Source organism: Pseudomonas sp. (assembly GCF_049300855.1).
Lineage (GTDB): Bacteria > Pseudomonadota > Gammaproteobacteria > Pseudomonadales > Pseudomonadaceae > Aquipseudomonas.
Map to the genome: position 1 here is coordinate 1 of NZ_JBAQKH010000043.1, position 10516 is coordinate 10516.

At 57.9% G+C, this 10516-nt stretch carries 10 protein-coding genes; 3 read left to right on the plus strand and 7 right to left on the minus strand.

Annotation, left to right across the window (positions count from 1 at the left end; all coding sequences use genetic code 11):
• Both WA225_RS23315 and WA225_RS23320 read left to right on the plus strand, forming a co-directional pair.
• The coding region (locus tag WA225_RS23315) for an RHS repeat-associated core domain-containing protein (protein WP_422609812.1) at positions 1–634 on the plus strand (634 nt) is incomplete at its 5' end.
• Positions 624–938 carry a contact-dependent growth inhibition system immunity protein gene (locus WA225_RS23320; protein WP_422609813.1) on the plus strand — a complete coding sequence of 105 codons (315 nt, stop codon included), beginning with the start codon at positions 624–626 and terminating at the stop codon, positions 936–938. The genes WA225_RS23315 and WA225_RS23320, both read left to right, overlap by 11 nt.
• Before the next feature lie 94 nt (positions 939–1032).
• Here WA225_RS23320 and WA225_RS23325 read toward each other — a convergent pair whose 3' ends face one another.
• The gene (locus WA225_RS23325) at positions 1033–2823 is read right to left on the minus strand and encodes a bifunctional diguanylate cyclase/phosphodiesterase (RefSeq protein ID WP_422609814.1); all 1791 of its coding nucleotides are present in this window, start codon (positions 2821–2823) and stop codon (positions 1033–1035) included.
• Between the two features lie 134 nt (positions 2824–2957).
• Complete coding sequence (locus WA225_RS23330; RefSeq protein ID WP_422609815.1) at positions 2958–5042, minus strand: carboxy terminal-processing peptidase; 2085 nt, start codon at positions 5040–5042, stop codon at positions 2958–2960.
• Positions 5043–5180: 138 nt separating this feature from the next.
• Here WA225_RS23330 and WA225_RS23335 point away from each other — a divergent pair, with 138 nt between their 5' ends.
• Positions 5181–6143 carry a zinc-binding dehydrogenase gene (locus WA225_RS23335; RefSeq protein ID WP_422609816.1) on the plus strand — a complete coding sequence of 321 codons (963 nt, stop codon included), beginning with the start codon at positions 5181–5183 and terminating at the stop codon, positions 6141–6143.
• A gap of 149 nt (positions 6144–6292) precedes the next feature.
• On the opposite strand, the gene WA225_RS23340 is transcribed toward WA225_RS23335, so the two are convergent.
• The 5 genes from WA225_RS23340 to WA225_RS23360 are packed head-to-tail and all read right to left on the minus strand — an operon-like array spanning position 6293 to position 10402.
• The gene (locus WA225_RS23340) at positions 6293–6946 is read right to left on the minus strand and encodes an HAD family hydrolase (protein ID WP_422609817.1); all 654 of its coding nucleotides are present in this window, start codon (positions 6944–6946) and stop codon (positions 6293–6295) included.
• Between the two features lie 34 nt (positions 6947–6980).
• Entirely contained in the window at positions 6981–7970 is a 990-nt protein-coding gene (locus tag WA225_RS23345; protein ID WP_422609818.1) for an ABC transporter ATP-binding protein, read from the minus strand.
• The gene (locus tag WA225_RS23350) at positions 7967–8767 is read right to left on the minus strand and encodes an ABC transporter permease (RefSeq protein WP_422609819.1); all 801 of its coding nucleotides are present in this window, start codon (positions 8765–8767) and stop codon (positions 7967–7969) included. Before WA225_RS23350 ends, WA225_RS23345 begins: the two co-directional genes overlap by 4 nt.
• Entirely contained in the window at positions 8754–9590 is an 837-nt protein-coding gene (locus tag WA225_RS23355; protein WP_163013661.1) for an ABC transporter permease, read from the minus strand. The genes WA225_RS23350 and WA225_RS23355 overlap by 14 nt, the downstream gene beginning before the upstream one ends.
• A 5-nt stretch (positions 9591–9595) precedes the next feature.
• Positions 9596–10402 (minus strand): alkaline phosphatase family protein, encoded by an 807-nt coding sequence (locus WA225_RS23360; RefSeq protein WP_422609820.1) that lies wholly within the window; start codon positions 10400–10402, stop codon positions 9596–9598.
• Between the last annotated feature and the right edge of the window lie 114 nt (positions 10403–10516).

The following is a 10516-nucleotide window of genomic DNA, read 5'->3' on the forward strand; positions in this document are numbered from 1 at the left end:
CGACTACCTGAACCAGCCGCTGCGCTTTCAGGGGCAGTACTTCGATGGGGAAAGCGGTCTGCATTACAACCGCCACCGGTATTACGACCCGAGGCTGGGGCGTTATCTGACACCGGATCCGATCAAGTTGGCCGGTGGGTTGAATCAGTACCAGTACGTGCCGAATCCGACGGGGTGGGTGGATCCGTTGGGGTTAGCTTGCACTCCGTGCCCGGGAGCAATACAAGCCGATGGGCCCTATAGTGAGATAGTGCCGGGGGGAGGCTTAGAGGCCCACAGGTCTCGAGGTGGACATACTATTGAGAGACATGTCGATAGGTCGGAGGCTCAGCTGAGAGCTAGACTAATAGACGAACCGAACATACCTATTGCGTCAACATTTCTTAATAGGGCAGAGGCTGAAGCTGCACTCTCGAATGTTATCAGGAACAACAAAGTCAATATTGATAATTTTCTCGCAGGTAACGCAAGTAAATTTGTGATTAATGAGCGAGTGTCTGCTCCTGCTGGTGTAGGTGTTCTGAGGCAGAGTGGAACACTAGAGCCGCTGTTTAGTATTAGATTAGTGTTGCGGCGGGATGCAACTTCACCACTTGGTTATTTTATCTTGACGGGTTTTGTAAATGACAACTGAAGATTTCCCTAGCCTATTCCAGTTTCTCGGAGCCTATTTTCATGAGGATTGGATGTGTGAGTTTGCCTTCGCGGATGATGTTGTTAAATCTTTCTTAGCCGATCCAGACGGTAGCGCAGTGGAGAGAGTGATAACGGAAATTGATGCCTTGCTGGCGATGAATATGACAGAAAATAAGATTCGAGATTTCTTACTGAAGGAAATTGGATGTTGTTACTGCTATTGGCATGATTGGCAAGACGGAAATACGTGGTTAAAGCACATTTCTGTACTTTTCAGAGAAGCTTCGCGCCGTAAAATTTAGGGGGCCTGGATAAGCCTTCATCATTTTTAATCAACAGAGATATTGGTTTATAAGTTGTCACTTCGCTAGTAAGTCCGCTCCCACAGGGCGCAAGTCAGCGTTGTCCGATTAACTGTGGTGGATGGACGTCGGGAGCGGTGAGACTATCAATCACATGCACACTATACCCCGGAATATTCTTCGCATGATGCTTGGCCTGCGAAGCCATTTCCGCAAGCTGATTGGCATCCAGTTGTGCGCAGGCTTCCGGGTGTAGATGCACGACACCGATGGACAGTGAGAGCAACGGAAACTCCTGCCGCACGCCTTGGCGATTCGGCGCGATGAAGCATCCCGCCTCAAGGTGTTCCGTGCGATAGAAGCGTCGGCATTGGCTCTGGAAGTCATCAAGCAGTTGATTAAGACGTTTGCGCCAGTCGTCCGGGCCGAGGACGAGGAGGAAGTCGTCGCCGCCAATATGGCCGACGAAGTCGCGGCTTGGGTCGACGCGCTCGTTCAGACATTGCGCCAGGCACAGAAGTACTTCGTCACCACGGCCATAGCCGTAGATATCGTTGAAAGGTTTGAAGCTGTCGATGTCGACGTAGCAAATGACCGACTCGCGCGCCTGCTGCAGCAACCGCGTCAGGCATTGCTGAATCGGCACGTTACCTGGTAGCAAGGTCAACGGATTGGCATAACGAGCCTGTTGGATTTTCAGTTCGGTGATCAGCTTGAGCACGTCGATGACCCGGCCAAGACCTAGGTAACCGCCATTGAGGGTGATGATGAAATCTTCTTCAATGCGCTGGCGGGCGCGGCTGGTGATCAGGCGGCTGACTTGTTGCAGCGACTGGCTCATTTCTACGGCGAGGAAGTCGTCGTTCATCAGGCGGCTGATCGGTTTGCGCGCGAACAGGTCGGTGGCGAACGGTTTGAGCAGGGCATCCGACAAGGAGTGGCGATGGACGATGCCGCAAGGTTGGCCTTGTTCGTCGAGTACCGCCAGTGAGTTGAGGTTGGCCTGGCGGCGGAAGGCTTCGAGTACGGTGGCGGTGGGGGTGTCGCGGTGCACGGCCGGTTGGTCGTTGAGCAGGGCACTGAGGTCGCTGCCTTCGTCGTTCAACGCGACGGCGCTGCTGTCGTGTTTGGGCATCAAGGCACGGGCATCGCGCGGTGGGTGTTCCTGAGGGCGGCCGAGCAAGTAACCCTGGACCAGATCGACGCCCATTTCAGTCAGCACTGCGAGTTCTTCTGGCAACTCGATGCCTTCGGCAATGACTTGTGCGCGAGAGGCTTTGGCGATTTGCAGGATCGAGCCGACAAACTCGCGCTTCAACGCGTCCTGATGAATGCCGTCGATGAAGTGCCGGTCGATCTTCACGTAATCCGGGCGCAGCTCCGACCATAACCGCAGGCTCGAATAGCCGGCACCGAGATCATCCAGGGCAATCGAAAAACCCATCGCGCGATAGTGATGCAATGCAGTTTGCAGCAACTGAAAGTCATCGATCGGCGTCTGCTCGGTCAACTCGATGACAACCTGACTGGGTGGAATGCCGAAATCCTGCAGCAACTGCAACGTCCGCCCCGGTTGATGCGCGGCTTCAAGCAAGGATTCCGGCGAGACGTTGAGAAACAGTTTGCCCGGCAGTTGCTGCTCGTTGAAGCGACGGCAAGCGCTTTGCCGACAGGCGATTTCCAGTTCGCTCAAGCGCCCGGCCTGACGCGCCACGGCGAACAATGCAATGGGCGAGTGAAGCGGGCTGTTGGACGGCCCACGGGTGAGGGCTTCGTAGCCGAGGATACGACGTTCGGAGAGGCTGATGATCGGCTGGAACAGGCTGTGCAAACCGCTTTGAGTCAGGATCGAGCTCAAGGCACTCAGCTGTTCGGTCGTGGTCATGGCAATCTCTGGCGATAAAAAAAGGACTGGGAGCGTTCTCGATGAAGAGAGTGGCTCCCAGTCCTTTATTGCACGACAGAATGATGACTGTTTGATGACGATCCGGGGATCGTCAGCATTAAATTGCCATCACCTTACTTCTTGGCCACCTGATTACTCAGCTTCAGGTAATCCAGCAGCACGCGCCCGGTTTCGCTCAGGTAGGCGTCGTCTTCTGGTTTGACCTTGTCCGGGTCGGCAGCCGCGAGAGCGTCGTCGTCTTCTTTCTTCAGCTCTTTGAGCGGTTCTTCGCCTTTGGCCTTGCGACGGATGTTTTCCATCACCAGTTGCTTGGCGTCGATGTCGGTGTGCTGGGCACGGCGTTCGGCTTCGTTGAGGCTGACGGTTTTTTCTTCCATCAGTTTCTGTGCCAGCGCCAGCTTGTCACGGATGAACACGAACTCGGCATCCTTGGCGGTGCGCGTGTCATGCTCGGACTTGAGCTGAGCCAGGTACGGCTTGAACGGATCGGCCGCCGGTTTGATCGCCGCGCGGATGGTGTCCCATGGCATGGCTTCCGGCAGCGCACTCTCGCCGATTTCCTTGGTGTCGATCAGCGACGGGTAGTCGATGTCCGGCAACACGCCCTGATGCTGGGTGCTCTGGCCGGATACCCGGTAGAACTTGGCCAGGGTCAGTTTCAGTTCGCCATGGTTCAGCGGCTGAATGGTCTGCACAGTGCCTTTGCCGAAGGTCTGGCCACCAATGATCAGTGCACGGTGGTAGTCCTGCATGGCGCCGGCGAAAATCTCCGAAGCCGAGGCGGACAGGCGGTTGACCAGCAACGCCATCGGCCCCTTGTAGAACGCGCCAGGGTTCTCATCTTCGAGCACGTCGACGCGACCATCGGCGTTACGCACCAGTACGGTCGGGCCTTTGTCGATGAACAGGCTGGTCAGCTCGGTGGCTTCCTGCAGGGAACCGCCGCCGTTGTTGCGCAGGTCGATGACCACGCCGTCGACTTTGTCTTTCTGCAGTTCGGTCAGCAGTTTCTTGACGTCACGGGTGGTGCTCTTGTAATCCGGATCACCGGCACGGAACGCCTTGAAGTCGAGGTAGAAGGCCGGAATCTCGATCACGCCGAGCTTGTAGTCCTTGCCGTCCTGTTTAAGGTTGAGGATGGACTTTTTCACGGCCTGGTCTTCGAGCTTCACCGCTTCACGAGTGATCGGCACGATCTTGGTGGTCTGGTCGTTCGGCGCATTGCTCGCCGGGATCACTTCCAGACGCACCACGGTGCCTTTCGGCCCGCGGATCAGCTTGACCACTTCGTCCAGACGCCAGCCCACCACGTCGACCATCTCTTTGTTACCTTGGGCAACACCGATGATCTTGTCGGCCGGGGCGACCTGTTTGGTCTTGTCGGCCGGGCCGGCTGGCACCAGACGCACGACTTTCACCTGGTCGTTGTCGCTCTGCAACACGGCACCGATGCCCTCGAGGGACAGGCTCATGTTGATGTCGAAGTTTTCCGCGTTATCCGGCGACAGATAGTTGGTGTGCGGATCGTACGACATGGCGAAGGTGTTGATGTACGCCTGGAAGATGTCTTCCGGACGGGTCTGATCCAGGCGCGCCAGCTGATTCTTGTAGCGCTTGGTCAGGGTTTCCTGAATCTGCTTCGGCTCTTTGCCGGCGATCTTCATCCGCAGCACTTCGTCCTTCACGCGTTTGCGCCACAGGTCGTCGAGCTCAGCGGTGGATTTGAGCCAAGGGGCGTCCTTGCGATCGATCAGCAAGGTCTCCTTGGTGGTGAAGTCCATCTTGTCGACGCCTTTGTTCAGCTCGGCAAGGGCGAAGTCCAGACGCGCCTTGACGCGGTCCAGGTAGCGCTTGTAGATGGTGAACCCGGCGTTGAGGTCGCCGCTTTTGAGGAAGTCGTCGAACTGGGTCTTCCACTTGTCGAATTCGGCGATGTCGCTGGCCATGAAGTAGCTGCGCGACGGATCCAGCAGCTTGATGTAGCTGTCGTAGATGATCACCGAGCGCGCATCGTCGAGCGGCGGCTTGCTGTAGTGGTGACGCTTGAGCAACTCGACGACGTTCAGACTGGCGATGACTTCATCGCGATCAGGCTGCAACTTGTCCCAGCTGTTGGCTGCGAATGTAGTGCCCGACACCGGCAACAGACCGATACCGATGAATAGAGCGAGGGCGGTGCTGGGGAGCAAATGCTTCATGCTGATTCGACGCGGGGACAATTGATAACGCATATTAGGCCGTCTTTGAAGTCGCCGGTTCTATGAGAGCCGGTCGCATAATGCAAAAAGCCCGGCGCTACAGCTTCGGGCTCAGTCCAGACTCACTATGGAGGCACTGTGAAGGCATTGCAAGGCGTTGACGGTCAAGTGGCATGGGTTGAAGAGCTGAGTCCTACATGCGATGTAGGACAAGTCCGCATTCGAGTGGCCGCTGCGGGCCTCAATCGCGCCGATTTATTACAGAAAGCAGGGCTCTATCCGCCGCCACCAGGGGCCAGCCAAGTACTCGGTCTTGAGTGCTCCGGGGTCATCAGCGAGGTCGGCGCGGGCTGTGCCTGGCAAGTCGGTGATCGGGTTTGCGCCTTGCTGGCCGGGGGCGGGATGGCCGAAGAGGTGGTGGTCGACGGGCGGCACGTGCTGCCGGTGCCCGAAGGCGTCTCGCTGATCGAGGCGGCGGCATTGCCCGAGGTTTACGCAACAGTCTGGCTGAATGTGTTTCAACTTGCGGCGCTCAAACCGGGTGAGAAAGTTCTCTTGCATGCCGGCGCAAGTGGAATTGGTTCAGCCGCCATTCAGTTGTGCAAGGCATTTGGCAATCCGTGTTGGGTCAGCGTCGGTTCGGCCGAGCGTTTGGCGTATTGCGAGGCGCTGGGCGCGCAGGGCGGGGTGGTGCGCACCGATGATCTGGAGAGTCTGCGCGACTTCGGACCGTTCGATGTGATTCTCGATCCGGTCGGTGGCAAATATTCAGCATTGAATCTCAAGCTGATGGCGCTCGATGGCCGTTGGGTGTTGATCGGTCTGATGGGCGGCCGGGAGGCGCAGCTGGATCTGGCGCAGGTGTTGGGCAAGCGTGTGCAACTGCTCGGCTCGACGTTGCGCAGTCGTGATGATCAGTTCAAGGCAGATCTGTTGAGTGATCTGGGCCAGCAGGTGTGGCCGTTGTTTGCTGAAGGGCGGTTGAGTCCGCAGTTGGCCAAGGTGTTTGCGGTTAAAGACGCTGAGGCGGCGTTTGCGGAGCTGGCGAGTAATACCGTTTCCGGGAAAGTGGTTTTGGTAGTCGATGACAGCCTGAGCTGAGAGCAAGGAAAAAAGCCCCTCACCCTAACCCTCTCCCAAAGGGAGAGGGGACTGACCGGGTTGTGCTGTCGAGCTGCATCGACCTGAACCATTGAGGCGAACTCAGGTTTGGGATGTCTGCCTGTCGGTAATTGCGGATTAAATCTTTGTCATTTCCAGAGATGGATCGGCCAGGCGGATTTTTCGGCGTGCTCAAGCAGCACCGGATCGGGATTGACCACGTGCGGGAAATCCACTTTCAGCAACAGCGGCAAATCATTGCGTGAGTCGGAGTAGAAACTCGCGCCCTCCAGATTCTCTTCTTCAGCATCCAGCCATTCCAGCAACCGGGTGATCTTGCCTTCGCGGTAAGTCAGGGTGCCAACGGTGTGACCGCTGTAAACGCCATGGGCGACTTCCAGCTCAATGCCCAGAACTTCATCAATGCCCAGTCGATCGGCAATCGGTTTGACCAGATGTGTGCCCGACGCCGAGATCACCAGAATCCGGTCACCTGCCTTGCGGTGGGCGGCGATGGTTTTGGTCGCGTCGCTGAAGATGATGGGTTCGATGAAATCTTCCACCCACGGGCCAACCAGGTGCTCGACTTCTTCCGGCGTACGCCCGATCAGCGGTTCGAGGCTGAACTCCATGTACTCTTCCATGCGCAATTTGCCATGGCTGTAAGCGTCCATCAGTTCGTTGTTCTTGCGCATGAACGACTCGGGATCGACCCAGCCGAGGCGCCCCATCTGCTCGCTCCAGAGGGTGGCGCAGTCGCCGTGGATCAACGTTTCGTCCAGATCAAAAATTGCCAGGGCCATCAGTGCAGTTCTCTCTTCAACGTCAGCAAAGTCATCAGGCTACCTCACACAGGGCCGTCGGATCGATGGAAAGCGCCAGGCGCTGACCGTCGGGATGCAGATCGGCAGCCGAGCGGTTGAGCACATCCACCACCAGTTCGACGCCGCGCGCTTCGACCCGGTAGCGGATGACGTTGCCGAGCAGGCTGTGGCTGCGGATCTGCGCGTCGAGTTCCCCCTCAAGACTCAGTTCGATGGCCTCCGGGCGAATGGCGATGCGGTGGTTGATCGGGCGTTGCAACAGCTTCGACGCTGCGTCGGCATCGAGCAGGTTGTAGTTGCCGATGAAGCCGGCGGCGAACACATCGACCGGCGCCGTGTAGAGGGTTTCGGCGTCGCCGCTTTGGACGATCTTTCCCTGATTCATCAGGAAAATCCGGTCAGACATGGTCAGCGCTTCTTCCTGATCGTGGGTCACGAAAATTGTCGTCAGGCCGAGTTCACGCTGGATCTGGCGGATCTGTTCGCGCAGGTGTTTACGAATTCGCGCATCGAGCGCCGACAGCGGTTCATCCAGCAGCAACAAGCGCGGGCGCGTCACCAGCGAGCGGGCGAGGGCAACCCGCTGGCATTGACCACCGGACAGTTGATGCGGATAGCGACTGGCGAAGTCGTTCAGTTCAACCAGTTTCAACACTTCGGAAACGCGTTTATGGCTGTCGTCGGCATTGACCTTTTGCATGCGCAAACCGAAGGCGACGTTTTGCTCGACGGTCATGTTGGGAAATAAGGCATAGCTCTGGAACACCATGCCGATCCCGCGTTTCTGCGGACTCAACGGCACGATATCGACGCCATCGAGCAGGATCTTGCCGCCATCGACCGGGGTCAGGCCGGCGATGCAGCGCAGCAGGGTGGACTTGCCGCAGCCAGAAGGGCCGAGCAGGGTGACGAACTCGCCTTTGTTGATTTCGCAGTTGATGTCGCTGAACACTGTGGTGCCCGCGTAATTCTTCTGCAGGTGTTGGACGCTGACATAGCTCATTCGCTTTTGTCCTTGTTCAAGATGTTGGCGATCCAGGTCAGGACCAGCACGAAAAAGAAGTACGAAATGACCAGCGCACTGGTGAAGTGGCCGCTGCTGTTGCGCATGTTGTTCAGATAAACCTGCAGGGTTTCGTAGCGCGTGCCGACCAAAATGTTGGCAAAGACGAACTCACCGAACAGGAACGAGAACGACAGCAGCAGCGCCACCATCAAGCCTTTGCGCAGGTTCGGCAGCACCACCAGAAACGCTGCCTGAAAAGTGCTGGCGCCGAGCAGTTGCGCCGCGTCCATCAGGTCGCGCAGGTTGATCGCTTGCAGGTTGTTGGTGATCGCCCGGTACATGAACGGTAGCGCCACGGTGAAGTAGCAACCGATCAGAATCCATGGCGTGCCGACCATCGCCATCGGCCCGGAACCGTAAAGCTGCAACAGACCCACCGACGACACCACCGGCGGCACCGCGAAAGGCAGCAGGATGAGGATGTTCATCAGCGCATCGAGTTTCGGAAAGTGGTAATGCACCACGAACAGCAGCGGCAGAATCAACACCACCGACAACACCAGCGCACCGACGCACACCAGCAACGATTGGCCGAAGGCGTGAAGGAAACGTGGATCACTCCACAACTGGACGTACCACTTGAAGGTAAAACCGCTGGGCAGAATGGTCGCTGACCAACTGCTGGCGATCGAGTAGATCAGCGTGCCCGCCAGCGGCAGCAAGAGGATGGCGAACAGCAGGTAGACCACGACGCGGTGGTAGAGGCCGGCCGGGCCGGATTCAGCGCGAGACATGGTAGCTCCTCTTCAACAGCAGTTGATGCACGACGGTGACGATGGTCATCAGCGCCACCAGCACCACGGCCAATGCACTGGCCAGATTCGGGTCGAGGGAAATATCGCCGGAAACCATCGCCGCAATTCGGATCGGCAGTACGTTGAAGTTGCCCGTGGTCAACGCGTACACCGTGGCATACGCGCCGAGGGCGTTGGCCAGCAGAATCACGAACGTACCAAGTAATGCCGGGGTCAAAACCGGCAGACCGATGTGTCGCCAGAACTGCCAGCCGTTGGCGCCGAGCAACGCGGCGGACTCGCGCCAGTCTTCACGCAAGGCGTCGAAGGCCGGGTAGAGCAGCAGCACGCCAAGGGGAATCTGGAAGTAGGTGTAGAGGATGATCAGGCCGGTTTTCGAGTACAGGTTGAAGTCCTGAATGATCCCCGACTGCTTCAACATGATGGTGATGCTGCCGTTGAAACCGAGCAGGATGATGAACGCGAACGCCAGTGGCACGCCGGCAAAGTTGCTGGTCATGTTGGCGAAGGCGTTGACGAAGTTGCGCAGTTTCGAGTCGACCCGGCGTAGGGAATACGCACCGAGTACGGCGATGATGATGCCGAACACGCTGGACCAGAAGCTGATCTCGAGGCTGTACTGGATCGCCTGTAAATAGAATTTCGAACTGAAGATCTTGCTGAAGTTGGCCAGGCCCCAGCCGAACTCTTCCGATTGCAGGCTGTTGATCATCACCCAGACCAGCGGGGCGATTTCGAAGACGATAAAGAACAGCGCGAAGGGCACCAGGCACAGCGCCGCCAGCCATTTGCCGCGAGTCATGGCGTTCACTTGAGCAGCTCCCGGCACACAGGTTTGTCGTGGGGCACGCCGAGCAGCTCGCAGACGGTGCCGCAGATTTCGATCTGCTTCGGTGCCGCGCCAGCGTTGAGGCTGAAGGCATCGCCGAGGACAAACAGCGGCACCTGACGTTCTTCCGGCAGCAGACCGTTGTGCGAGCGGTCGTTGTTCATGCCGTGGTCGGCGGTCACCAATACCTGATAGCCAGCTTCGAGCCAGCTCTGCAAGTAGTCGGCGAGGATGATGTCGGCCGAGCGGGCGCTGTTGCGGTATTGCGAGCTGTCGAGGCCGTGTTTGTGTCCGGCGTCGTCGATGTTCATCGGGTGGATCAGCAGGAAATTCGGATCGTGGCGCAGGCGCAGGTTTTCGGCGTCGGCGAACAGGTGCGAATCCGGGTAGTGATCGTTCCAGTAGAAGTGCCCGTGCTGGATCGGCAGCGACAGATTGTCGGTGTGCCGGTCGCGGGCGGCGACGAAGGGTGAGCGGTTGTACAACTCGCTGACCCAGTGATACGCCGCGGCAGCGGTTTTCAGACCGGCGTCGCGGGCGTAGTGATAAATGCTGCGCTGATTGGACAGGCGCGAGACGTTGTTGTGGACGATGCCGCTGTCGATCGGCGGCACGCCGGTGAGGATGCATTCATAAAGCGGTCGGGACAGGGCCGGCAACTCGCACTCCAATTGATAGAGTGCGGCGCGTCCTGCGCCAACGTAAGCCTGCAGATGCCCCATGGCGTGACGCGCGACCTCGTAATTGAGGCCGTCGAGCACGACAAGGATGACGTTGTGCTTCATAGGGGCAAAAACTCCGAAAACAAAACTGGAACCGACCCCTGTAGGAGCTGCCGCAGGCTGCGATCTTTTGATGTTGCTCTTAAAGGGCAAGATCAAAAGATCGCAGCCTGCGGC